Source organism: Mesorhizobium sp. M3A.F.Ca.ET.080.04.2.1, from assembly GCF_003952525.1.
GTDB lineage: Bacteria > Pseudomonadota > Alphaproteobacteria > Rhizobiales > Rhizobiaceae > Mesorhizobium.
Genome location: NZ_CP034451.1, coordinates 2,891,721 through 2,914,326, shown reverse-complemented (window position 1 = coordinate 2,914,326; position 22,606 = coordinate 2,891,721). Strand labels below are relative to the sequence as shown.

At 63.4% G+C, this 22,606-nt stretch carries 23 protein-coding genes; 11 read left to right on the top strand and 12 right to left on the bottom strand.

All coding sequences use genetic code 11. The features are described from left to right. Positions 1-82: 82 nt before the first annotated feature. From EJ074_RS13890 to EJ074_RS13870, 5 genes are all read left to right on the top strand, one after another. Entirely contained in the window at positions 83-1,021 is a 939-nt protein-coding gene (locus EJ074_RS13890; RefSeq protein WP_095806714.1) for an ABC transporter substrate-binding protein, read from the top strand. A 66-nt stretch (positions 1,022-1,087) separates the two neighbouring features. Further along, positions 1,088-1,981: a sugar phosphate isomerase/epimerase gene (locus tag EJ074_RS13885; protein WP_095806713.1), complete on the top strand. Its 894-nt coding sequence runs from the start codon at positions 1,088-1,090 to the stop codon at positions 1,979-1,981. An 87-nt stretch (positions 1,982-2,068) separates the two neighbouring features. Then, entirely contained in the window at positions 2,069-2,554 is a 486-nt protein-coding gene (locus EJ074_RS13880) for a hypothetical protein (protein WP_095806712.1), read from the top strand. Between the two features lie 229 nt (positions 2,555-2,783). Further along, positions 2,784-4,223, top strand: coding sequence for an aldehyde dehydrogenase family protein (locus EJ074_RS13875; protein WP_095806711.1), 1,440 nt, complete (start codon positions 2,784-2,786; stop codon positions 4,221-4,223). A 12-nt stretch (positions 4,224-4,235) separates the two neighbouring features. Beyond that, positions 4,236-4,817 (top strand): DUF1349 domain-containing protein, encoded by a 582-nt coding sequence (locus tag EJ074_RS13870; RefSeq protein WP_095806710.1) that lies wholly within the window; start codon positions 4,236-4,238, stop codon positions 4,815-4,817. 81 nt (positions 4,818-4,898) lie between these two features. Here the strand turns inward: EJ074_RS13870 and EJ074_RS13865 are convergent, their stop codons facing one another. Together EJ074_RS13865 and EJ074_RS13860 are read right to left on the bottom strand one after the other, a co-directional pair. Beyond that, entirely contained in the window at positions 4,899-5,642 is a 744-nt protein-coding gene (locus tag EJ074_RS13865; protein WP_095806709.1) for an SDR family NAD(P)-dependent oxidoreductase, read from the bottom strand. Between the two features lie 99 nt (positions 5,643-5,741). After that, on the bottom strand, positions 5,742-6,671 hold the full coding sequence (locus tag EJ074_RS13860; RefSeq protein ID WP_095806708.1) for a TIR domain-containing protein: 930 nt from the start codon (positions 6,669-6,671) through the stop codon (positions 5,742-5,744). Positions 6,672-6,982: 311 nt separating this feature from the next. On the opposite strand from EJ074_RS13860, the gene EJ074_RS13855 reads away from it, so the two are divergent. After that, the gene (locus tag EJ074_RS13855) at positions 6,983-8,266 is read left to right on the top strand and encodes an O-antigen ligase (protein WP_095806707.1); all 1,284 of its coding nucleotides are present in this window, start codon (positions 6,983-6,985) and stop codon (positions 8,264-8,266) included. A gap of 118 nt (positions 8,267-8,384) precedes the next feature. On the opposite strand, the gene EJ074_RS13850 is transcribed toward EJ074_RS13855, so the two are convergent. The 4 genes from EJ074_RS13850 to EJ074_RS29690 all read right to left on the bottom strand — a co-directional run bounded on the left by EJ074_RS13850 (position 8,385) and on the right by EJ074_RS29690 (position 12,012). Further along, positions 8,385-9,476 carry an acyltransferase gene (locus tag EJ074_RS13850; protein WP_129553530.1) on the bottom strand — a complete coding sequence of 364 codons (1,092 nt, stop codon included), beginning with the start codon at positions 9,474-9,476 and terminating at the stop codon, positions 8,385-8,387. Positions 9,477-9,589: 113 nt separating this feature from the next. After that, positions 9,590-10,780, bottom strand: a complete 1,191-nt coding sequence (locus EJ074_RS13845) for a polysaccharide biosynthesis/export family protein (protein ID WP_245420372.1) — start codon at positions 10,778-10,780, stop codon at positions 9,590-9,592. Between the two features lie 154 nt (positions 10,781-10,934). Continuing rightward, positions 10,935-11,612: a sugar transferase gene (locus EJ074_RS13840; protein WP_095806704.1), complete on the bottom strand. Its 678-nt coding sequence runs from the start codon at positions 11,610-11,612 to the stop codon at positions 10,935-10,937. Positions 11,613-11,874: 262 nt separating this feature from the next. After that, positions 11,875-12,012 carry a hypothetical protein gene (locus EJ074_RS29690; RefSeq protein ID WP_165349933.1) on the bottom strand — a complete coding sequence of 46 codons (138 nt, stop codon included), beginning with the start codon at positions 12,010-12,012 and terminating at the stop codon, positions 11,875-11,877. A gap of 210 nt (positions 12,013-12,222) precedes the next feature. On the opposite strand from EJ074_RS29690, the gene EJ074_RS13835 reads away from it, so the two are divergent. Continuing rightward, positions 12,223-12,474, top strand: a complete 252-nt coding sequence (locus EJ074_RS13835) for an exopolysaccharide production repressor exox (protein WP_129553529.1) — start codon at positions 12,223-12,225, stop codon at positions 12,472-12,474. 99 nt (positions 12,475-12,573) lie between these two features. Here EJ074_RS13835 and EJ074_RS13830 read toward each other — a convergent pair whose 3' ends face one another. The 6 genes from EJ074_RS13830 to EJ074_RS13805 all read right to left on the bottom strand — a co-directional run bounded on the left by EJ074_RS13830 (position 12,574) and on the right by EJ074_RS13805 (position 18,380). Further along, positions 12,574-14,469, bottom strand: a complete 1,896-nt coding sequence (locus tag EJ074_RS13830) for an ABC transporter ATP-binding protein (RefSeq protein WP_129553528.1) — start codon at positions 14,467-14,469, stop codon at positions 12,574-12,576. Between the two features lie 8 nt (positions 14,470-14,477). Then, positions 14,478-15,470: a serine kinase gene (locus EJ074_RS13825; protein ID WP_129553527.1), complete on the bottom strand. Its 993-nt coding sequence runs from the start codon at positions 15,468-15,470 to the stop codon at positions 14,478-14,480. Then, positions 15,467-17,371 carry a lasso peptide isopeptide bond-forming cyclase gene (locus tag EJ074_RS13820; RefSeq protein ID WP_129553526.1) on the bottom strand — a complete coding sequence of 635 codons (1,905 nt, stop codon included), beginning with the start codon at positions 17,369-17,371 and terminating at the stop codon, positions 15,467-15,469. The genes EJ074_RS13825 and EJ074_RS13820 overlap by 4 nt, the downstream gene beginning before the upstream one ends. Positions 17,372-17,373: 2 nt before the next feature. Continuing rightward, entirely contained in the window at positions 17,374-17,790 is a 417-nt protein-coding gene (locus EJ074_RS13815; protein ID WP_129553525.1) for a lasso peptide biosynthesis B2 protein, read from the bottom strand. Further along, on the bottom strand, positions 17,774-18,043 hold the full coding sequence (locus EJ074_RS13810; RefSeq protein WP_245420371.1) for a PqqD family protein: 270 nt from the start codon (positions 18,041-18,043) through the stop codon (positions 17,774-17,776). Before EJ074_RS13810 ends, EJ074_RS13815 begins: the two co-directional genes overlap by 17 nt. A 184-nt stretch (positions 18,044-18,227) precedes the next feature. Beyond that, a complete protein-coding gene (locus EJ074_RS13805) occupies positions 18,228-18,380 on the bottom strand; it encodes a lasso peptide (RefSeq protein ID WP_095806793.1) in 153 nt (50 codons plus the stop codon). Between the two features lie 471 nt (positions 18,381-18,851). On the opposite strand from EJ074_RS13805, the gene EJ074_RS13800 reads away from it, so the two are divergent. From EJ074_RS13800 to EJ074_RS13785, 4 genes are all read left to right on the top strand, one after another. Further along, entirely contained in the window at positions 18,852-20,003 is a 1,152-nt protein-coding gene (locus EJ074_RS13800; protein ID WP_129553524.1) for a nucleotidyltransferase family protein, read from the top strand. A gap of 70 nt (positions 20,004-20,073) precedes the next feature. Continuing rightward, the gene (locus tag EJ074_RS13795; RefSeq protein WP_095806697.1) at positions 20,074-21,105 is read left to right on the top strand and encodes a glycosyltransferase family 2 protein; all 1,032 of its coding nucleotides are present in this window, start codon (positions 20,074-20,076) and stop codon (positions 21,103-21,105) included. A gap of 119 nt (positions 21,106-21,224) precedes the next feature. After that, complete coding sequence (locus EJ074_RS13790) at positions 21,225-21,602, top strand: hypothetical protein (RefSeq protein WP_095806696.1); 378 nt, start codon at positions 21,225-21,227, stop codon at positions 21,600-21,602. A 129-nt stretch (positions 21,603-21,731) separates the two neighbouring features. Next, positions 21,732-22,604, top strand: a complete 873-nt coding sequence (locus EJ074_RS13785; protein ID WP_129553523.1) for a glycoside hydrolase family 16 protein — start codon at positions 21,732-21,734, stop codon at positions 22,602-22,604. Positions 22,605-22,606: the final 2 nt, after the last annotated feature.

Genomic DNA, 22,606 nt, shown 5'->3' with positions numbered 1-22,606 from the left:
TGACCTTGGTCGCCGGCTCGGACGAGCCGGATTGTTTGTAACGCACCGTGAGAGGCGCGGCGCAATCGGAGGAAGCAAGTAAATGAAGACCATCGCCAAACTGCTCTGCGGCGCAGCCATCGCGGCGCTCGCCGTCGCGCCGGCATCGGCCAAGGACCTCAACAAGGTCGGCATCTCGGTCGGCCTGCTCGGCAATCCCTTCTTCGTCGCCACCATCAAGGGCATCGAGGACGCGGCCAAGAAGATCAATCCCAAGGTCGAGGTGACGTCGGTATCGGCGGACTACGATCTCAACAAGCAGGTCTCGCAGATCGATTCCTTCATCGCCGCCGGCGTCGACGTGATCATGCTCAACGCGGTCGACGCCAAGGCGATCGCGCCTGCCGTCAAGAAGGCGCAGGCGGCCGGCATCGTGGTCGCTGCCTTTGACGTTTCGGCACCGGGCGCCGACGTCACCGTGATGACCAACAACGTCAAGGCGGGCGAGGAAGCTTGCCAGTATCTGGTCGACCACACCGGCGGCAAGGGCGACTACGTCATCCTCAACGGCCCGGCATCGTCCTCGATCCTGGAGCGCGTCAAGGGCTGCAAGGATGTTCTCTCGCAGCATCCGGACATCAAGATCCTGTCCGACGACCAGAACGCCGAAGGCTCCCGCGACGGCGGCCTGAAGGTGTTCCAGTCGCTGCTCACCCGCTTCGACAAGATCGACGCGGTGTTCGCCATCAACGATCCGACGGCCATCGGCGCTCAGCTCGCGGCCAAGCAGCTCAACCGCTCGGAATTCATCTTCACCGCGGTCGACGGCGCTCCCGACATCGAGAAGGAGTTCGCCTCCGGCACCTCGATGATCAAGGCGTCCGCCTCGCAGGATCCCTATGTGATGGCCGGTCAGTCGCTGCAGATGGCGGCAGACGTGCTTGCCGGCAAGAAGCCGGCCGAGCCCGTGGTCCTGCTCGACCCGAAGCTGATCACCGCCGAGAACCTTAAGGACTACAAGGGCTGGACCGCGGCCCGCTAGCGCTGCCAAAGGCTGGCGCGGCCGGGTCGACCCGGCCGCGCCTCATCCCCGCAGACGGAGACGAACATGTCGCGCATTGGTATCCATTCTTTCGTCTGGTCGGCGAGCTCGGCGCAGAAAGACCTCGAGCGCACGCTGGCCAACACAAAGGAAGCCGGCTTCGACCTGATCGAGTTCTCCTATCTCGACCCGGCCGACGTCGATATCGCCAAGCTGGCCAAAAGCATCGCCGATCATCGTCTGGGAGTTGCGATCAGCATCGGCCTGCCCGCAGATGGCGACATTTCAAGCCCCGACAAGACGGTCGCCGCGCGCGGCGTCGAAATCCTGAACCGCACCATCGCGCTCACGCGCGATCTCGGCGGCCGCAAGGTCGGCGGCATTCTTTCGGCCAGCCACGGTTTGCAGACAGAGCCGCCCACGCGCGAGCAGTGGAACCGCAGCGCTGCGACCCTCGCCGAGGTCGCGGAGACCGCCAAGACAGCCGGCGTCACGCTCAACCTCGAAATTGTCAACCGCTTCGAGAGCAACCTGCTCAACACCGCCGCGCAGGGGCTTGCCTTCATCGAGGACACCGGCTCCGACAACATCTTCCTGCATCTCGATACATTCCACATGAACATTGAGGAGGCAGATGCCGGGCTGGCCATCCGTCATGCCGCGAAGAAGATCGGCTATGTCCATATCGGCGAGAGCCATCGCGGTTTCCTCGGCACCGGCAGCATCGATTTCGCCGCGATCTTCGATGCGCTGACGGCGATCGGCTATAGGGACGACCTCAGCTTCGAATCCTTCTCTTCCGAGATCGTCGACGAGAACCTGTCGAGGAAGACGGCGATCTGGCGCAATCTGTGGACCGACAACATGGAGCTAGCCCGCCATGCGCGCCGGTTCATCGACGTCGGCATGGAGACCGCCCGGCACAAGGCCGAACTCGTCCGGGCATCGCAAAAGCCCTGACGCTTCGATGCTGCCGAGAGGTGAATTGCGGTGTTCGGCAGCCGCGCTCTGCTAGACTCCCGTTGATTCGTCTCGACAGGGAACGGCATGAGCAAGGCTCTCGGCACATTCGCATTGGTTACGGTTCTGAGCGCCTTGCTGATGGCGCTTTCGCTGGCGGTCGCCCGCCATGGTTATCCATACGGCGCCTTCGGCATGAAACGCCTCGACGGCATCGCCGAGGCGGGATCCTTCCTGGCGATCGCGGCGATTTATTTCTTCAGCGCGCTGCTGATGATGATCCTGCCTATCCGCGCCGCCGGCATTGTGCTCACTCATGCCGCCGACGCGATCTTCTGGGCGACGATCGTGCTGTTTTCGACCATCGTCGGCTCGCTTCTCGCCCGCTGGGCATTCGGCCAGCACGACGCGGTCTGGACGCTGGTCAACTGGCGCTTCCTGTTCGTCGCGGCGATCGCAGGTGCGCATCTCACCATGAATGAGCTTCGCCGCAACATCCTGCTCAGAAGCCTGTTCTTCGTCATCTTCGCCGCGGCCACGCTGGCCTGCCTGTTCTGGTCCTTTTCCATCTGAGGCGCCGCGTGTTGCCCAAGGCCTGCGCGGCGGTTTTCGGCAACGGCATGCATTCAGCGGGACGCGCCTTGGTCGTGACAGGTCGTCGCGGTCGCGCTTGATGGACTTCCACCGCTTCGCGCCTACGTTTATCGAAGGTCTCGGGTAGACCTTTTCGCAGGCAGTGCTATATCAATTGTCTGACAAATGACGGTCGCGTCGCCGTCCAGCCAGTCTCGAAGGAATCAACATGACCGTGCTCCGCAAGAACCTTATCGACGGCGAGTGGCTGGGCGAAGCCGGCTCGCGCAACATCAACCCGTCGAACACCGACGATGTGGTCGGCGAGTACGCCTCGGCCGGACCGGAGGAGGCGAAGCAGGCCATCGCAGCTGCCAAGGCCGCGTTCCCGGCATGGTCGCGCTCCGGCCCGCTGGCCCGCCACGCCGTGCTGAAGAAAGCCTCCGATGAAATCCTGGCGCGCAAGGATGAGATCGGCCGGTCGCTGGCGCGCGAGGAAGGCAAGACGCTGGCCGAAGGCGTCGGCGAGACCATCCGCGCTGCCCAGATATTCGACTTCTTCGCCGGCGAGACGCTGCGCCTGTCGGGTGAGCTCGTGCCGAGCGTCAGGCCGGGCGTCGGCGTCGAGATGACCCGCGAAGGCGTCGGCGTCGTCGGCATCATCACGCCGTGGAACTTCCCGATCGCCATCCCCGCCTGGAAGATCGCGCCGGCGCTCGCCTACGGCAACACCATCGTGTTCAAGCCGGCCGACCTGGTTCCCGAGAGCGCCTGGACGATCGTCGATATCCTGCATCGGGCCGGCTTGCCCAAGGGCGTGCTCAACCTCGTCATGGGCAAGGGCTCGGTGGTCGGCCAGGCCATGCTCGACAGCCCGGATGTCAACGCTATCAGCTTCACCGGCTCGGTCGGCACCGGCAAGCGGGTGGCGGCCGCCAGCGTCGAGCACATGCGCAAGTTCCAGCTCGAAATGGGCGGCAAGAACCCGCTCGTCGTGCTCGACGACGCCGACCTCGCGGTCGCCGTCGACTGCGCAATCAACGGCGCCTATTTCTCGACCGGCCAGCGCTGCACGGCATCCTCGCGCCTTGTCGTCACCGAGGGCATTCACGACCGTTTCGTCGACGCGCTCAAGGAGCGTATGGACAAGCTGGTCATTGGCGACGCGCTGGACGCCAAGACCCAGATCGGTCCCGTCGTCGACCAGAGCCAGCTCAAGCAGGACGAGGATTATATCGCCATCGGCCGCCAGGAAGGCGCCGAACTCGCCTTCGGCGGCGAGCGGCTGGAACGCGAGACGCCCGGCTTCTATCTCAGGCCGGCGCTCTTCCTCGGCGCCACCAATGCCATGCGCATCTCGCGCGAGGAGATCTTCGGCCCGGTCGCCAACGTCATTCGCGTCAAGGACTACGACGAGGCGCTGACTGTGGCCAACGACACGCCTTTCGGCCTGACCTCCGGAATCTGCACGACCAGCCTGAAGCACGCGACCCACTTCAAGCGCAATTCGGAGGCCGGCATGGTGATGGTCAACCTGCCGACGGCCGGCGTCGACTTCCACGTGCCGTTCGGCGGCCGCAAGGGCTCCAGCTACGGCCCGCGCGAGCAGGGCCGTTACGCCATGGAGTTCTACACCACGGTGAAGACGGCCTACACCTTCGCCGGCTAACGGATCAGCGTAATGCTGTCGGGCTTTGGCGGCATGACATGGCTCAACCCGCCGCCGCACCACGTGTTCGGCGACGGGACGCTCCATGTCCGCACCGGCAAGGAAACCGATTTCTGGCGCGAAACCTTCTATGGTTTCCGCCGCGACAGCGGCCACTTTCTCTGCCGGCCGGCCGAAGGCGATTTCAGCGCCGAGCTCACGGTGAAAGGCGAGTACAGGGTCCTTTACGATCAGGCCGGCCTCATGGTCCGCCTGAGCGAAACGCACTGGATCAAGGCCGGCATCGAATACTCGGACGGCCTGGCCTATGTCTCCGTCGTGGTCACCAACGACAATTCCGACTGGTCGCTGGTCAGCATTCCCGGCGGTCCCGACGGCGTCCGCATCCGCCTGACCCGCCACGCGGAGGCGGTGCGGGTTCAGTACCTCGATGCGGCGGACGCCCACTGGAAGCCGGTGCGGCTTGCCTATTTTCCACCCTCGAGGACCATCGATGTCGGCGTGATGTGCTGCTCGCCGCAGCGCGAAGGGTTCGAAGTCACGTTCTCCGAGTTTTCGGTCGGTCCACCGATCTCCAAGAACCTGCACGGCTAGGAAATTTCAGGAAAAACGTGAAGCGGTTTTCCGCCCGAAATTGCGTTATCCAGGAAAATTGCGCAGCGGTTTCCTGGAACTTCAATACGTTGCACGACCGCCCGAGATGTCGAAGACCGCGCCAGTCGTGAAGGAACATTCCTCCGACGCGATCCACGTGATCAGCGCCGCGACTTCGGCGACTTCGCCGAACCGTGCCATAGGTATCTTGGACAGCATGAAGTCGATGTGCTGCTGCGTCATCTGCTGGAAGATCGCGGTTCGCACCGCCGCCGGCGTCACGCAGTTCACCGTTACATTGGTCTTGGCCAGTTCTTTGCCCAGCGATTTCGTAAACCCGATCACCGCCGCTTTGGACGTGCTGTAGGCCGAAGCGTTGGGGTTTCCTTCCTTGCCGGCGATCGAGGCGATGTTGACGATCCTGCCATAGTTGCGCTCGATCATGTGCGGAACGAGGGCCTTGTTGCAGTGGAAGACGCCGTTGAGATTGATGTCGATGACCCGGCGCCAGTCCTCCAGCGGATAGTCCCATGCGGTCAGATTCGGCCCGGTGATCGCCGCGCTGGTGACGAGGATGTCGACGGCTCCGAGGCGCGCGATCGTCTCCCGTGCCGCGCCGTCGACCGCGGCTGCATCGGCGACGTCGACGACGGCGGCCTCCAGCCCGCCTGCTCTTGCCTCTTCGACAAGGGCCGGATCGCGATCCCACACCGAGACGCGGCCGCCTTCCTCGACGATCCGTTGCGCCACCGCCAAGCCGATGCCCGAGGCACCGCCTGTGATGATCGCCCTCCGTCCGGCAAAGCGTCCCGCGAAACCCGGCATGGCTATTCCTCCCTGATGGGCGGCGACTGTGGAGTCAACGGCGGACGAGTTCAAGGCCGCATCTGACCATCGAATGGGATATTGATGAACCTGGAGGTTTCAGACGTTCTTGATTGACTTCCAGTGGCTGAGCCGCTCCGCGATCAGGTCCACGCGCCGCTGGTTGTCCGGTCCGTCCAGGATGGTCAGATCTTCCGGATCGGCGCGCAGGTAGGTACCGGAGGTTCGCGCGTCCATCTTCGGGTCTTTACCCGAACGCGTCGTGAAGTAGCCGGACGCGCGATCGACAGACTCCAGTTTTATCTCGCCTGTTCCGTACAATTGGGTTGCGTTCACGTCCATCGGACGTTCCCCGTTCCAATAGTAGAAGATGCCGGAAGGGTCCTTTCTCTCCTTCGACGCTTCGCTCCAGTACCTGGCCGACAGAGCGCCGTTCTCCTGCCACGAACGACCGGCCAGCTCCAGCGAGCCGGAGCGGTCTCGCGAGACCCGCAGAAGGCTTACGGCGGAAGGTTCCTTTGTGGTCCGCTCCGACAGCGAAAATTGCCACCAGAAGCCTTGTATGCCGGCAAGGCGGCCCTCGGCCTCGATGGCGTTCCGCAGTTTCTGGTTGATCGCTCTCATCTCCGCGGCGGTCATTGCTTCGCCGTAACGCACCGACGTCAGGCCGAGGAGGTCGGTGGGCAGCTTGGCGCCATTGGCATGCAGGATAAAGGTACGGCGCATTCCCAGCACGCCACCGAACAGTCCGGCTTCGAACACCACATTGTCTCGCGGAGAAGCTTGGGCGGGTACCGCGGCAGGCGATGCCGGCAGGCTTGCGCTTGTCCAGTCGTCTTGGGCAAACACAAACGCGGCGAAGTCTACCTCGCGAGTAAGCTCGATCAGCCGTTCCAGCGTGGTCGTCCCGGGATTGAAGGAGGTCGTCCAGGGTTCGACATCGGCGATGTCCCCAAGCCCTCGTTCCAGCGCTTGCAGCAGCTTTTTCTGCTTCCCCGAAGAGCCCAAGAAGATTCGCGGCTTGGCCATTTGTTTCCCTCCAATCGCAAACCGGAGCGCGAAGCCTGCGCCGCCGATCCTTCACCACTGTATTCTTGATCCCACCAGCAGCATCAAGCAATGCAATAGAGTTCGCCGCACTCCGGGGCCATTGCAACGCTCCTGCCCCATTCCGGCCGTTTCGTTGTGCAACACAGCATCTCGGCGTTCCTTTTGCCACGAGCACATTTCCCGGTTGAGCCGCCGGCGATAGCGCGATAGGTTATGTTGCAGTGCACAATGAATGGGGGGCAACCGCCAGCTTGCGCCCTCGTTCGAGGCCCAACGGACAAAGATCCGGCATGAAAATTCCGAAATCCATTCTGATCGACCCGGACGCAAACAAGGCCTACGCGGCATTCGCCGTTGCGGTTTCTGTCTTCGCCTTCGCCTATTCGAGCAATTTCGGCCAGATCCTCATCCTGGCCTATTATGCGGTCTGGCTGCCGCTCCTCTTCGTCGACTACCGGCGCTTTACCTGGAATCTGTCGAGCGCCTGGCTGCCGATCCTTTTCGCGGTCTATGTCTGCATGTCGGTCTTCTGGTCGCAGGCGGCCGGCACCAGCGCGCGGGCGGCGGTGCAGTATTCCTCCCACATTCTCTGCGCCTTCGTCGCCGCTCGCACCATCAGCGTCCGTACGCTTGTGCTCGGTTCGCTGATCGGAATTTTCTTCGTGCTGCTCTACTCACTGAAAGTCGGCGCTTACGCGCTCGACATCATGGACGGCACCTTCAATTTTGTCGGCGCCTTCGGATCCAAGAACCAGGTAGGCTTCTTCTCTTCGCTCGGCATTTTTTTCAGCCTCGTTTTCCTTGCCTTCTACCGGCGCAACTGGATGAGCTTCTTCTGGACCGCTCCGCTCATTCTCCTGTCGGTCTATATGCTTGCGATCGCCCACTCGGCGACCTCCGTCGCGTCGTTGCCGGCGGTGATCGGCATCGTCGCATTGCTAGCCATGAGCAAGGTCCTCTCGCGCCGCTACCGCCGCGTCTTGTTCGTGGTCGGCGCCGGCGCGCTGGTCGCCGGCATTACGGCTGCCTTGAACCTTGGCCTGCTGGATTTCGTGCTCGGCCTGTTCGGCAAGGATTCGACGCTCACCGGCCGCACCTATCTTTGGGAGCAGGGCTGGCAGGCGGCGCAGCAACGCCCGCTGCTCGGCTATGGCTATGCCGCCTACTGGGTCCAGGGTTTCGCCGATCCGGAACGGTTGTGGGCTGAGTTCTACATCACGACCCGCACCGGCTTCCATTTCCACAACACCTATATTGAAACCCTGGTCGAGCTTGGCTTCATCGGCGTCACCATGCTGGCATTTGTCATCCTGCGCGCCTTCTATGGTCATGTGTCGAAGGTGGTGTTCGGTGACTGGAATGCCGATTCGGTGGTGCTTGCCGGCGCGATCGGGCTGATGCTGATCCGCTCCTTCTTCGAGGTCGAACTCCTCGGCCCCTATTTCACGGCCTCCTTCATTGTCTATTACGGCCTGTTCAAGCTTGCGCCGATGCCGGTCATCCGGCGCCGGCGGATGCATGTTCCTGTGCAGGAGGAAAAGGCCGCCAACGGCCGCATGCCTGCGGCTGTCTGAGCAGCGGCTTTCGTTCTGATGCATGTCGGTCACAAGTGTGCAGCGGTTCGGAGACAACGACATGCATCAAACAAATGCTTAAAGCGCGTCGCCTGGATCCGTTTCAGCGTGACGCACTTTAGGCCACCGCTCGCGAGCGCTGCATCTGCCGCTGCAGGAAGCGCCGCACCGGCTCGTCATAGAGACGTGTGGCGATGTCGGCGATGACGATGACCGCACCGGCCATGACGATGCCGAACCAGGGATGGTGCGCGAACGGGTCGACCGCCACCGCCTTGCCGGCTCCGGCGATGATCATCAGCATTGGCGTGTGGATGATGTAGATCGGGTAGGAAATCCGTCCCAGCCAGCCATAGAAGCCAGACAGCAGCGAAGCGGTAGGCCCCAGGGCGCCAGTGACGACCATCACCGGGAACACCAGCACGATGCAGGCGAGGTCGTAGGCGACGCGCGTGCCGCCAGCTGGTGCGATGGCAAAGACCGCCAGCGTGAGCAGGATAGCGGCCTCGACCCAGAAGCCGCGCCTCAGGAAGCCGAGACTGCCCTGGAAGCGCCCCATCGACCGGCACAGAAGCACGCTCAGGAAGAACGAGAACGTCACGCGCGGCAGCCCGCTGATGATGGTCTTGCCGGTCATGCCGAAGTCGAGCGTGCCGGCCACTACAGAGGCGACGATCAGCAGCACCAGGCTGACGGCGATCAATGCCGTCAGGACACGTTTCGACAGCAGGAAGAAGATTGCGACATAGGCGATGTTGACGATCAGCTCGAAGAACAGCGACCACGAAGCAGGATTGAGCGGGAAGATCGTGTGATAGGCCTCGCCGACCAGCGGGATGAAGAACATTCCGGTCGTCAGTTGCAAGCCGATCTCTGACATCGGCACATACTCGCCCGGCATCAGCCGGTTCTTCACCATCAGATAGAAGAAGCCGAGCAGCGTGCCGGCGAGGTAGAGCGGGTAGAGGCGGATCAGGCGTATGGCAACGAAGGCGCCGAAGCCCATGCCGTTCTCGATCTTGCGGTCATAGGCATGCGCAATGACGAAGCCGCTGAGCAGGAAGAACAGGTCGACCGCCAGATAGCTCGACGGCAGCACCTTGCCGTCCGCAAGGAACGGCGAGAAATGATAGAGCATCACGCTGATCGCCGCCACGCCGCGGATGGCATCGAGATTGAGATAGACGTGACGCGGGGCGGCGGGCTGCATTCCAGGCCTTTGGCGCTCTAACAAATCGTCGCCCGCGCTCCTCGCGCAAGCGACCTTCTCCTTCGTCCTCCCCTCCTTCGCCCGCCCTCCTGCGCAGGGCGACGGCAACCTGGCTACTGGCTGGCCGTCGGCGCCAGCTTCACCTTGATCACGTCGCCCGGCAGCACCGGCGTGTCTTCCTTGGCGTCTATTTCGCTGGTCTTGCCGTCGGCAACCCGCACCAACGAGTAAAGCAGGGCCGGTTCTTCGCTGCCGGTGATGGCGGCCGTGGTGGCGGGGTCCGATGCCTGGGCGATCAGGCCCTTCTGCATGCTTGCCCTCAGCGTCGCTTCGTTCAGGTCGGCTTCGGCCTGCTGCCGGCTGGCGGCCAGGTTGGAGTTAAGCGTGTTGCGGGCATCGATCGCGTCCTGCTCGGCCTTGCTGATCGACTGCTTGGCGGTCAGGACAGCCGTCTCATAGTCCAGGATCTTGCCCTGCAGGTCGGCCACCGACTGTTTCGAATCGAGCAGCCGCGCATTGGCGACCAAGCCCTTCTGCGCCAGCGGCCCGATGCTGGTGAGCTGCTGCTGCGCGAGATCCACCTGCTGCTGCTGGTTGACGATCTTCTTCTGCAGCGATTCGACTTCGCCTTGCAGAACCGCTTTCAGGTCGTCGAGCGCGTCCAGCTTCAGCTTCAGCGCCTTCTGGTCAGCCGTCAGGATCTGCATTTCGTCGGCGACGATCGCCGGCACTCTCGGATCGCCCTCGACCTCCTTCGGCACGTCGAAGCTCGCCTTGCCGGCGAGGTCCGCATCGATGCGGGCGCGCTTGATGAGCAGCCGCAGCCGCTGGTCGTCATAGATATCGAAACTGCCCTTGGCGGTGACCAGGTCCTTGGCGACCTGCGGACCAAAGTCGACATTGCGTCGGATCCCGCCGGCGATGCTGAGCGCCTTCAGCACCGTCAGGTCCGGCACATAGGGGAACTGGCCGGGGTTCTGCACTTCCCCCGAGATGTAGAACGGCCTGAACTGCGCCATTTCGACCGAGGCTTCCGGCTTGTCGGACAGCGCCAGCTTGCGCTGCAGCGACAGGCCGATCGCCGCCGCGATTTCCGACGTCGTCTTGCCGGCCGCCTGTATGTCGCCGACGAACGGCACTGACAGCGTTCCGCCCGGGCCGACGGAGTAGTCGCCGTTGATCGCCGACCAGTCGCGGAACGTGCCGTCGACCGTCTGCCACTCGGCGACGCGGATGTTGAGCTTGTCTTGCGGCCCGAGGCGATATTCCCCGGCCGCCGCCATCTGCGGCGTCAGCAGAGACATCGCAAGCGCCGCAGCCGCGAATCGGCTGGGCGCCTTGGAAAGAATTCCGAAGGGATGGTTTTTCAAATGAACGCTTCCGATCCGTGTTGGCCCCATCCGCCCGATGAGATCAATGCCGGATGCCTGCCCCGAAGCAGCGGAGCAGGCCCGTCGGTCAATAGCTGCCGCGCGACATCCACACGGCAGGCACGGTCTTTACGATGATGCGAATGTCCTCGACCATCGACCAGTTCTCGACATAGTGGCGATCGAACGCGACGCGGCTGTCATAGGACACGTCGTTGCGGCCGCTCACCTGCCAAAGGCCGGTCAGGCCCGGCCGGGACTTCAGGTAATAGACCGCGGCGCTGCCGTAGATCTCCAGCTCGTCGCGCACGACAGGGCGCGGTCCGACCAGGCTCATGTCGCCCTGCAGGATGTTGATGATCTGCGGCAGTTCATCGAGGCTGAGCTTGCGCAGCACCTGGCCGACACGCGTCACGCGCGGATCGTTCTTCAGCTTGCGCGTCGCGAGCCATTCCGCTTTGGCATCCGGGTTGGCGGCCAGATGCGCGGCCAGCACCCGCTCGCCATCCTGCACCATGGTGCGGAATTTCAGGCAGGCGAAAATCCTTCCGCCGCGGCCGATTCGCTTATGGCCATAAAAGATCGGGCCCCGGTCGGAAAGCTTGACCAGCAGGGCGACCATCAGGAACAGCGGGCTGAGCAGGACCAGGCCGGCCAGAGAACCGACGATATCGAAACTGCGTTTGAGCAGGCCGCCGATAGGGGGTGGAAAATCAATGCCGGCATGCGAAAAGCCCGCATTGGCCGACTTGGCGACGTCCCTCATGCAAAAAGCTCCATACGTTGAACGGATGGTTTACCGCACGATATCAAAAAAATGTTGCAGCGCAACACACAATTTCCCATCCGGATGAAATGTTCACGTCATGAATTGACTAAATAATAAACCTGCCTTGCCCATATTTTGGCCTTTGTGGCACGTTTATGACAAGGTCTGAGAAAATCAGGAAAATGAAGTGCCGATTTTGGGCGATTTTTGGACAGTGCATTCTTCGCTGCAGACGATTCGCGGTTGCATAGCCTGAGAATCACTCGCGCAGGTAAGTTTTTCCGGTAAAATACTGGTTAACGTTGTAAGTTTTACTATCATGGATTTGGCTATCCTGAATACGCGGCAGCACAGGAGTGTGCGTCGCAGCATGGCGGAGTCGATCGCGCGAAATCATTGGAAATCTCCTGCAATCGGCATTGCTGCCGACCTGTCGCCTTAATAGAGTCGCAAATGGTTTCCGTCATAGTTTGCGTGGGACAGCAAGGCCGTAAGCAACCGGCCGAATTGGGCAGCCGGAAGAGCATCTCTTTGGCGAAACGGGGAGTTACGCGGGTTGGGTAAGTCGCAGCTTTTGCATATTCGGTTCGGGTGACGGACCGACGCCATGTCTCTGCCGAAATTCATGATCGGAATGACGTTCGCTCTGGCGATCGTCATCGGCTGGTCGTACGTGGGCGGTGCGTCGGCCGGTACTATCGTGGTGAGGACCATCATCGGTGGCCTTGTCATTCAGGCAGGCTATATCCTGCTGGTCTATGCCATGATCGCCAGGAGCACGCCGACGCCCGCCGACAAGGTGCGCGGCGCCGAACGGAGGCTCGTCCTGGACGAACCGGCCAAAGCCGAGAAGCCCTAGAGCAATTTCAGGAAAAGTGTGAATCGGTTTTCCGCCCGAAATTGCGTTAAAACATAAGGAGATAGGGCATTCACCGTTTCCCTGAAACGGTGAGATGCTCTAGGCGCCAGGCGCAGCCTCCACTGATGGCCTGGTAGGTTTCGGTGCCGGCCCGCTCTCGGCGCCGGTGGCGGCTTGGCGGTCGGTCCGCTCGCCCCAAAGCATCCTGGCCAGCCGGCTGTCGGATTCGGCTTTCAGCTGCCGATACTGACCGACTTCGACGACGCTGCCGTTGTCGATCGCCACGACCCAGTCGGCGAAGGCAATCATCGACGGCCGGTGGGCGATGGTCAGGATTGTCATCTGGCCGCGCAGCCCGTCGATCGATTCGGCGATCAGCGACTGATTCTGCCAGTCGAGCGCGCTCGTCGCCTCGTCGAGGATGAGCAGCGACGGCTTGCGCAGCAGCGCCCGCGCCAGCGCTATCCGCTGGCGTTCGCCGCCGGAGAGCCTGACGCCGCGATCGCCCACCACCGTCTCCAGCCCGCGTTCGAGCCGCCCGATGAAGTCCGCCGCATGCGCCCTGCGCAATGCCGCCCAGAGTTCGTCGTCGCTGGCACGCGCCGACGCCAGCCGAAGATTGGCAGCGATCGTGTCATGCAGCAGGAAGACATCCTGCGGCACGTAGGCGACCTGTTCGCGCCAGGCTCTGCGGTTCTCCGTCGTAATCTCGGTGCCGTCGGCCAGGATCATTCCCTCCGTCGGCTCGAGCAGGCCGAGCAGCATGTCGGCGATTGTGCTCTTGCCAGATCCGGACGGGCCGATCAGCGCCGTCACCTTACCGGCCGGGAGGCTGAAGCTAATGCCCTTCACCACCGGTTTGCTGTCGCCGTAGGCGAACGAAACGCCGCGCAGCTCGAGGCCGCTGTCGAGCGACAGCCCTGCGCCTGGTGCGGCTCCGCCATCCTGCGGCTCGCGCTCGGCATCGAAATGTGCCTGCAGGCTTTGCATGGATGCGTAGGCCGGCAGGTTGATCAGCAACTGCTGCGCCTGCGTCTGGATGTCCATGAAGCGCGGCGCTATCCGCATGAACACCAGAAGCAGCACGACGATGTCGGCCAGCGACAGGCGGACGCGGACAAGCGCGACGTAGATGAACAGGCTGAGGCCGATCACGCATGTCACCTGGAACAAGGCGGTGGCAACGGTGCTGTTGCGGGCATAGGCGATGTTGTCGGTCTTCATCCGGTCCAGAGTTGCGCGCAGCTCGGCGAAATAACTGGCCTCGACGTTCAGGCTCTTCGCCACCTTGATGCCCCCCAGGAACTCGGAGACCGTGCGGTACTGATCCTGCCGGCGGCTGGTCAGCATCCGTCCGTAAGCGCTGGCGCGCGCGCGAAATGGCTGCAGCGCGATGAACAGCAGGATACCGATGAGAATGGCGAAGCAGGTCATCACCCGCGAGATGAACAGCGACACCAGGAGATAGCCGCTAAGCAGCAGTGCGGTCTGCGCCAGCATCAGCAGGGAGAAGGCCGCCGCCTGCACGCGGTCGATGTCTCCGGTGAGCGCGTGATCGAGATCGGAGCTCCGCATGCGGATGAAGACGCCCCAGCGTGCCCTGCCGATACTTTCGAACAGGTTCAACCGCACACGATTGACGAAGTCGTAGAGCAGCCGCGCCATGTAGAGCGACTTGTAGCGGTTGAACATCGCCTGCAGCGCGACAAGTCCGACCAGCAGACACAGCACCGTCGCGAGCGAGAGCGTTCCCTCCGGCGTCAGCCATCGCAAGACGGGAATGTCGGGCATTCGCACTGCGAAGTCCCGGTCCGCATTGCCGATCAGATGCAGCAGCGGAATGAGCAGCAGGATCGAGATGCCTTCGGTCAGGCTGCCGAGGATCAGGAAGATCAGAGCCGTTGCGGTGCGCCGGCCGCCGATCTCAGCCACGACGGCGCCGAGACCGGCGACATCCCGAAAAACCGACAGGCGCAGCTTCGGAGGCCAGGCCATGCCCTTGCTCACCCCTTCCTCGCGCCGGCCGCCACATCGCTTTCGATCAGAGCGACGGCCTCTTCGAGTCGCTCGAGGCCGGTCGGCACTCCGAGACGACGGATCCCGATGGTGCCGGCGAGCTGGGCGCAGTGGTGCAGATGAGTGGACGCAAGATCGCCGCCCAGCGCCAGCCGGCCGAACCGCGTCACATAGGAGAATTTGATCACCGCCGGCAGCGCGCCGGCGCTCGGCAGCTGCGAGATCTCCGCCCTTTCACCCCGCTGCAGGATATAGATCCGGGCCGCCGGAACCGGGGCTGACGAAAATCCTTCGCGCAAGCGATGCTGTGTCTTTTCGATCTGCGGATGCACCGGCGGCCGCACCTCTGCCTGGCCGATCCGGATAGCGTCGGCAGCCTCTGCGGCGAGCTTCAGTTGCGGAAAGCCCGGCAGGATCATCGGCCGTCCCGGGCTGGACAGATCCAGCGCCACCACATCGTCGCTCAGCAGCCGGTGGCCGGTGCGGATCATCGCGCCTGCCGTGGTCGACTTGCCGGCGCCCTTGTCGCCCATGAAGATCACGCCGCCGTCGCCGACGGCGATAGCGCTGGCGTGCAGGATGAGCAGGCCGCGCTGGTGCAGCAGCAGCGCCAGCACGGGCCCGAGCAGCGGAAAGGCAAGCAGCGGATCATCAATGCCTGGCGCAGGGTCGACGTCGATCCTGGCGGCATCGGTAATCATGAAGCTGCCGACGGCCGGCCACGAGAGATACTGGCGCGTCGGCCCGAATCGGAAAGCGAACCCACCTTCTGCGTCAGGCCTGGCAACGTCGACCGGGCCGACCGCAATCACGATATCGGGCGCCGCCGGCGGCGTCGGTTCGAGCTCCGGCAGCGCCATCTCCGAACCGATCGTCAGCCCATAGGCCTTGTAGAAGCGGCGGACTCGCGCGCGCTGCCCGCTGCCGCGCGCGGCATCCTGCGCGGTCGTGGCGGTGAGAGCAGCGGTCGAGGCGGTCATGCAACGTTTCCGCTGTTTTGGATTTGGCGCAGCCAGAGCGACAGCGAGGTCGAGCGCCAGACATATTGCACGTCGCGCGGCGAGGCCCGCTCGGGCTGCCGCAGCAGGCGCGCATAGGCCGCGGTGACCTCAGGCAGATTGACGTAGGGTGCGATGCGGCCGCCGTCGCACACCAGCACCTTGTCGAGAAGCTCACGATGGTTCCCGAGCATGCCGTTCACCAGATTGGCGGTGAAGTCGATCTTGTCGCGCCGCCATTGCACCACCGGCGGCAGCACGCCCTCCATGGCCCGGCGCAGCACGTAGCGGCCGAAGCCGTTGCGCAGTTTTTCCTCGCCGGGCAGCGCGAGGCAGAACTCGACCAGCGGCTTGTCCCAGAACGGGTAGCGCGGTTCGACGCCGAAATTGGCCGCCGCCTTGTCGAGCACCTCGAAAGCGTGCGGCACCAGGCCGCTGGACAGGATCCAGCGATGCGTGAGCGCCTCGTTGGCGCTGACGCCGGCGGGCATGGCGCCGGCGCGGTGGAAACGGTCGGCAAGATCGGTGCGCCGGGCAAGGTCCGGATTGACCAGTCTGCCCCACGCCGGCTCGCGCGGCTGCGGCGGCCTCCCCAGCAGCCTCGCCAGCGCTCTGTTCGATCGGCCTTTCAGCTTCGCAATCCGCCGCGCCGGGCCGTATCTGGCCAGGAATTTGCAGTACATGGCGAGCATGCCCTCGCCATAGGTGGCGGAGGCGCCACGCAGTTCCCGCCACAGCTCCGTCCATCTGCCGGCATCGGCGAGTTCGTGCAGCAGGCCATGGCCCTGCGAAACGACCTCGTCGCCGCCATGGCCGTCGAGAAGCACCTTGACGCCCTTGGAGCCGGCGGTGCGATAAATGCTGCGGGTCAAGGACAGGCCGGGCGCCAAAAACGTTCCCTCCTGCTCTTCCAGGATACGTTCGAATTCGGCGAAGGGCGCATAGTCGCCAACGCCAATCAGCGTGCCGTCGACCGGGCGCTGGTCCAGCACGGCGTCGATGAACGGCTTCTCGTCCATCGGCGAGCCCTTTTCGAAGACCAGCGAGAAGGTCCGGAGCCCTGGCTTGCGTTCCGCCGCGACGCAGGCGATCGAGGACGAATCGAGGCCGCCGCTCAGCATCGCGCCGACGGCCGGCGTGCCCCGCATTCGGTTCTGCACCGACCGCGAGAAAAGATGCGCGAACTCTTCCGCCGCATCCGCGCGGGGCGGCCTTGGCGAGGCTTGGAGCTGCCAGTAGCAGCGCAGCGTCAGTCGGCCCTCCATCGCCGTGAGGCTGTGGCGCGCCGGCAGGCGGAAGATGTCGGCATAATGCGTCGATTGCGGGTCATCGGGCAGACCGGCCAGGAAGCCGGAAATCTGATGCTCGCTGAGACCTGTCCCGACACCCTCCAGGGCAAGGATGGGGCCGATTTCGGAGGCAAACGCGAAGCGCTCGCCGCTTGAATGGTAGTAGAACGGTTTGACGCCGAAATGATCACGCGCGCAAAACAACGCCCGGCGCTCGCCGTCCCAGATGGCGAAGGCGAAATCGCCCTGCAGATGGCTGGGGCAATCCTCGCCCCAGCGCAAATAGGCCTGCATCACCAGCATGGTGTCACCGGTCGAGCCATCGCCAAGGCCGAGCCGCGCCGCCAGCTCGTCCCTGTTGTCCAGCCGGCAATCGGCGGTGACGGCGAGCTTGCCCGCGGCCATCGTCAGCGGGCCGGGACCTGGCTCGTCCGTCGTGTTGAACCAGGCGTTGCCAAGCGCCACGCCTGCATCGGTCCACCATGAGCTGCCGTCCCGCGCGCGATGGTGCAGGCGGGCCAGCATCCGCTGGATATCGGCCGCCACCGCCGACCTGTCGTCCCGCCTCAGCAGAATTCCGGCCAGCCCGCTCATCGTTATTGCCCGTGGTCGGCGAGATGCGCAAACCCGGCGATCGAGCCGCCAAGCACGATCTGGTTGCTGCTGATCAGCCACGCATGCGCCCTGAACTCGGCGCCCGTATCGCGCTCGATACCGATGCGGATATTAGAGGCGCTGCCCTGGCGGGCCAGCAGGTATTGTCCGGCCAGGGCCTGGGTGAGGCAGCTGGCGCCGGGCACGATCCGTGCGGCGGCGACGACGCCCCAGGCGACGCGCCTTAGGTCGGCGACGCTGGCCGCCCCCCGCGCGTCCAGCCGGATCACCAGATCGCGGATGCGGTTGTAGGAAGACACCGTCAAGCCGATCCGCACCGCCGCGACCACGGCAAGGCAGTGCGCCAGGAACAGCATTTCGGGCCGGCTCAGCGTGCGGAGCCTAGACCAGTTCCTCATGATGGAGCCTCGCAAGCCCTGCTTCGGTCAGTCCCTTCAGCAGGCCCTCGACATCCGCCCGGCAGCGTTCGACGTCGACGTCATAGCGCGTCAGCACCGCATTGCGGATATCCAGGATGGAGCGCGGCTCCTGGATCAATTCCCAGATGTAGGCTCCAACGCTGTTCAGGCTGTAGTAGATGTTGGATTTCAGGTTGAGCAGCGCCAGCCCGTTGCCGAACTCGCAGGCCACCGCATCCCCGGTCGCGCTCACGAGATCATGGTCCGATGGGTTCCAGTGCATCCTAAAACCTCGCTCGTTGAACGCTGTTATGTCGTCAGACCGAAACCGCGACCATCGGTTGCCGTCGAGGAGCCGGGGCAGAAAACCGGGGACTCCCCGGAGTTCCAGAAAACTGCGCCCGGAGCCCCAACGTCGCACCCCGGGCGCAAGCAGCTCAGGAGAACGTGAGCTGGTCGAACGGCGTGTGCGCGGGAAATGCCGCGTCGAGCGCCGTCGTGCCAGCGCCGCCCTGGGTGATGGTTTCGATCGAACCATGAACCGTCAGGCTGGGAGTCTCGTACTCCTGCTTCTCCACATTCTGTTCCATTTTAGTCTCCAACTCCGACTGGAAGCGGGTTTTGACTGTCGCCAGCACATCGCTATGCTGCAGCGCGATTGCTGCACGGCAGCATTTATGAGTCAAGTCTGATTGATCATTTATCCGTCAACTATCGATTGCATTCGCTCTGGGACGGCGACCGATCCGTTCATATTCTTATCCCAGGCCTGCGCCAGTCGGCAGTTCAGGGCCCCGCATTGGCAGTGGGGCCAATTAGCTGATTTAACTAATGTAATCCTTTTGAGCGGCCTGGCTTGATTACATGCGCGAGAAGAATTGCTGCTGAGCCGGGTCAGCCCGCCGGCCTGTTTTCAAATGTGATCGCGCTACGGGTAATTTTGAACGCGGCGGTTGCAAAAGACGGGTGTGGCGACGGAATGACTGGACGGCCGGGCCGTTTTTTACGATGCTTCTTCGCAGTTGCGATATTGCATTTTTGTTGCGGAGACTAGGACAGGCATGGCCGTCCAGGATGAATCGTATGAAAGGCTCCGCGTCGCCGGCTGCGCCGACGAAGTCGCTTTTGTGCAGGCCTGCCTGAGGCTGTTCTTCACGCCTGGGGCCGGCCCCGCAGGCAGTGCCGAAATGCCGGCTCCGGCCATTTCGGCGACGCGCGTCGCCGACGTCGCCAGGCTCAACAAGGTGGCTGTGTTCGTGCTCAAGGCGCTCGCGCGCGCTCCGGCTGCCGCGACGCCGCCGGAGCTCCCTGCCTGGCTCGATCGCTATCGCCGGCGCACCGTTTCGATGAACGCGGCATGCATCGGCGATTCGATAGCCATCCACCAGGTGCTGCGCGAACGGCAGGTCGACTTTGTCTTCCTCAAAGGTCCGTTTCAGCAGCAGTTGCTCTATGGCGATCATTTCATGAAACCGTCAGGCGATGTCGACATATTGGTGCCGCCGGCCGGCTTTATCGCAGCCCGGCAAGCGCTTCGATCGGCGGGCTATGAAATCGCGGGCAAGTCGCGCTCGATCTGGTGGGTGCGTTTCCTTGGCGAGCAGCACATGGTGCGCCATGATGGGGCGCGGCCGTCGACGGTGGACCTTCACCATCGGCTGCAGCAGCCGGGCTCGCCGAGCCCGCGCGACACCGACGGCTTCCTGCGCCGCAGGCGCCAGGTGGAGGTCGCAGGCGCCTCCATGCCGGTCATCTCGGCCTGCGACACCTTGCTGTTGTCCTGCATCAGCGTCGCCAAGGCGTTCTTCAATCGCGAGCCCTGCGCGGGCTATGTCTGCGATGTCCGCGCCAGCGCCAGCCGACTGAGCGAGGCTGAACAACAGGAAGTGCTCGACCATGCGGCCGCGCAGGGTCTGACCGACACGTTGTTGCTGGGCCTGCGCGCAGCCGATGTGCTGCTCGGCGCCGCCGACACGCTGCTCTCGGACCGCGCTAAGCGAATACTGGCGCGCATCGACAATGCCGACCTCTTCCACATGGTGATCGCGCCTTGGCTGGCATCGCTGCGCTGGCCGCAGCGGCGAACGATGCTGTGGGAGCTCTGCGGCCGCGAGCCGGTCCGCTACCTGGCCGAGGCAGGCTGGGCCGCCTCTGCCGACCTCAGCCGCCGCATTTTTGAGCGGCCCGCCGCCGAACCGACGCGAGGCCGCTGATGGCTATTGATCTCTTGCATTGTTCCCGGGCGGGATTGGCAGTCACACATGCAGATTGAAAGGTGAATTCATGCCTGTGACGACCCCCAGGGTCTGCGTCATCATCGCTGCCCGCAACGCGGCGCGGACCATACCGGTCGCCATCGCTTCGGCGCTGCGCGAAGCGGAAGTGGCGGAGGTCGTGGTGGTGGACGATGCGTCCACCGACGATACGCAAGCTGCGGCGAGCGCCGCCGACGATGGCAGCGGTCGGCTCTCGGTCATCCGTCTCGACGTCAACCGAGGGCCTTCCTTTGCCCGCAACGCTGCGATCAAGGCTTCCCGATCGCCCTACATCAGCATCCTCGATGCCGACGACTTCTTTCTCGAGGGACGCTTTCGCCGGCTGTTCGCCGCTGCCGACTGGGATTTTGCGGCCGACAACATCATGCTGATCAGGGACGACGCCGCGACCGACGTTGCCGGGCTTGCCGCGCCGCCCTTTGCGGCTGATCCGGAATTTCTCGACTTCGAGCGGTTCGTTGACGGCAACATCTCGCGGCGCCGGGTCCTGCGCGGCGAACTGGGCTTCCTCAAGCCGGTGATCAGTCGGGCCTTTCTCGACCGCCATGGGCTGAGCTACGACGAGAACCTGCGGCTCGGCGAGGACTACGAGCTCTATGCTCGCGCTGTCGCCTGCGGCGCGCGCTTCAAGGTCATCAAGTCCTGCGGCTACGGCGCGATCGTCCGCGCCGATTCGCTGAGCGGCCGCCACAGGACGCAGGATCTGCAGCGCCTCGCGGATGCAGACCTGGCGCTGCTTGCGATCCGCGACCTGCCGGAAGCCTCGAAGGCCGCGCTGCGGCGGCACGAACGCCATGTGCGCGACAAATATCGGCTGCGCAATTTCCTCGACGTGAAGGCCGAGCGCGGACTGGCGTCGGCTGCCGCCTACGCTTTCGCAAGCCAATCGAATTTGGTTCCGATCGTTCGCGGGGTCGCCGCCGACAAGCTCGATGCGCTGTTCCGCAAGGCCGGCATCGTTCGCAGCCAGCCCGTGCCGGCGATGCGTTTCCTGCTGGCGGCGACCGGCGCCGCAACGGCCGCCGCGGCAAGGGAATAACCACACCGCCGCGACCGTGCCATCGCAAAAAAAGCCGCGTTTCGAAACTACAAGGTTGCCTACTCGCCCCGAGGATGGCAGTCTATGTTGCGGTGCAGCAATTGCGAAGGGCCGATCGGATGGCTTCGATTTTTGGCTTCAGAACCAGGAACCCGGGGCGCGACCGGCAGACTGATCTGCAGCGTTTCGACCGTCTGGCGAAGATGTTCGACCAAATCAGTGCTGAGATCGAGGCGGAGAAGACTGGACTGGAGAATCGTTATCGGTCGACGGCGACCAACGCCGCCTTCCTGATGGAAGCAATGGAAAACGGTTCGGCCTCGTCAAGCAAGTCCTCGGATGTCAACACGATGACGGACACGATCCTGAATTATGAGCGGCGCATAGCCGAACTGGCGCGCCAGAACGGCCTGATGAAGGAGCTGCGCCATTCGCTGGACGCGATTGTGGATGAGAGTTCGCCGGCCGGTTCGGCAAGGACGGCGGGAAGAGGTTGACTGTGCAGCAGGCGCCGTGATCGGTGCGAGGCAAAAGGAGATCATAGGGCGGAGGATCAAAAGCGGCTCGCTCGACGCGAGCCACGGACGTCTTTGGGTTGGGGCGGACAGCACAAAGGTTAGTTGGTTATGAACGCAGATCCGAACAACACCTCCACTGCGGTGGTTTCCGATATGGCGCGCGCCCGATCGAATGGGCCGAGCAACCTGCGGCGCGGGCTCTTCAGCGCGCTCTTCGCCGTGGCGGCCACTTTTGCCGCATTCCTGCATCCGGCGCGTGCCCAGGACATGACGAGCGCGCCATCCTTCGTCGACAATTTCACCAATCTTGACCGCTCGCGCTGGTATGTGTCCGACGGCTGGTCGAATGGCGCTCACCAGAACTGCATCTGGTCCAAGGACCTGGTTCAGCTTTCCGACGGCGCGCTGTCGCTCGGATTCGAGAAGCGCAAGCTGAAGGACCGCGAGTTTGCCTGCGCCGAGATTCAGACCAAGCAGCGCTACGGCTATGGCGTCTATGAGGCGCGCATGAAGACCGACATCGGTTCGGGCCTCAACGCAGCCTTCTTCACCTATATCGGCCCGCAGGACAAACAGCCGTGGGACGAGATCGACTTCGAGGTTCTCACCAAGGATCCCTCCAAGGTCCAGGTGAACAGCTACATCCAGGGCAAGCCGAAGAACGGCAAGCTCGTGGACGTCGAAGGCGGCGCCGACAAGGGCTTCAACGATTATGCCTTCATCTGGGAGAAGGATCGGCTGCGCTGGTACGTCAATGGCAAGCTCGTCCATGAGGTGACCAATCCGGATGAACTGCCGACCCATCCGCAGAAAATCTTCTTCAGCCTCTGGGGCAGCGACAAGCTGGCCAACTGGATGGGACCCTTCGCGGATCCGGGCCGCAAGCTGACCATGCAGGTTAAGCGTGTGGCTTTCACGGCGCTGGGCCAGCCATGCCAGTTCCCGGAATCGCTGGCATGCACCATAACTAACAGCAACTAGGT

Coding starts and splice junctions, on each gene's coding strand:
- EJ074_RS13890 (WP_095806714.1), top strand. CDS start 83: ATGAAGACCATCGCCAAACTGCTCTGCGGCGCAGCCATCGCGGCGCTC.
- EJ074_RS13885 (WP_095806713.1), top strand. CDS start 1,088: ATGTCGCGCATTGGTATCCATTCTTTCGTCTGGTCGGCGAGCTCGGCG.
- EJ074_RS13880 (WP_095806712.1), top strand. CDS start 2,069: ATGAGCAAGGCTCTCGGCACATTCGCATTGGTTACGGTTCTGAGCGCC.
- EJ074_RS13875 (WP_095806711.1), top strand. CDS start 2,784: ATGACCGTGCTCCGCAAGAACCTTATCGACGGCGAGTGGCTGGGCGAA.
- EJ074_RS13870 (WP_095806710.1), top strand. CDS start 4,236: ATGCTGTCGGGCTTTGGCGGCATGACATGGCTCAACCCGCCGCCGCAC.
- EJ074_RS13865 (WP_095806709.1), bottom strand. CDS start 5,642: ATGCCGGGTTTCGCGGGACGCTTTGCCGGACGGAGGGCGATCATCACA.
- EJ074_RS13860 (WP_095806708.1), bottom strand. CDS start 6,671: ATGGCCAAGCCGCGAATCTTCTTGGGCTCTTCGGGGAAGCAGAAAAAG.
- EJ074_RS13855 (WP_095806707.1), top strand. CDS start 6,983: ATGAAAATTCCGAAATCCATTCTGATCGACCCGGACGCAAACAAGGCC.
- EJ074_RS13850 (WP_129553530.1), bottom strand. CDS start 9,476: ATGCAGCCCGCCGCCCCGCGTCACGTCTATCTCAATCTCGATGCCATC.
- EJ074_RS13845 (WP_245420372.1), bottom strand. CDS start 10,780: ATGTCTCTGCTGACGCCGCAGATGGCGGCGGCCGGGGAATATCGCCTC.
- EJ074_RS13840 (WP_095806704.1), bottom strand. CDS start 11,612: ATGAGGGACGTCGCCAAGTCGGCCAATGCGGGCTTTTCGCATGCCGGC.
- EJ074_RS29690 (WP_165349933.1), bottom strand. CDS start 12,012: ATGATTTCGCGCGATCGACTCCGCCATGCTGCGACGCACACTCCTGTG.
- EJ074_RS13835 (WP_129553529.1), top strand. CDS start 12,223: ATGTCTCTGCCGAAATTCATGATCGGAATGACGTTCGCTCTGGCGATC.
- EJ074_RS13830 (WP_129553528.1), bottom strand. CDS start 14,469: ATGGCCTGGCCTCCGAAGCTGCGCCTGTCGGTTTTTCGGGATGTCGCC.
- EJ074_RS13825 (WP_129553527.1), bottom strand. CDS start 15,470: ATGACCGCCTCGACCGCTGCTCTCACCGCCACGACCGCGCAGGATGCC.
- EJ074_RS13820 (WP_129553526.1), bottom strand. CDS start 17,371: ATGAGCGGGCTGGCCGGAATTCTGCTGAGGCGGGACGACAGGTCGGCG.
- EJ074_RS13815 (WP_129553525.1), bottom strand. CDS start 17,790: ATGAGGAACTGGTCTAGGCTCCGCACGCTGAGCCGGCCCGAAATGCTG.
- EJ074_RS13805 (WP_095806793.1), bottom strand. CDS start 18,380: ATGGAACAGAATGTGGAGAAGCAGGAGTACGAGACTCCCAGCCTGACG.
- EJ074_RS13800 (WP_129553524.1), top strand. CDS start 18,852: ATGGCCGTCCAGGATGAATCGTATGAAAGGCTCCGCGTCGCCGGCTGC.
- EJ074_RS13795 (WP_095806697.1), top strand. CDS start 20,074: ATGCCTGTGACGACCCCCAGGGTCTGCGTCATCATCGCTGCCCGCAAC.
- EJ074_RS13790 (WP_095806696.1), top strand. CDS start 21,225: ATGGCTTCGATTTTTGGCTTCAGAACCAGGAACCCGGGGCGCGACCGG.
- EJ074_RS13785 (WP_129553523.1), top strand. CDS start 21,732: ATGAACGCAGATCCGAACAACACCTCCACTGCGGTGGTTTCCGATATG.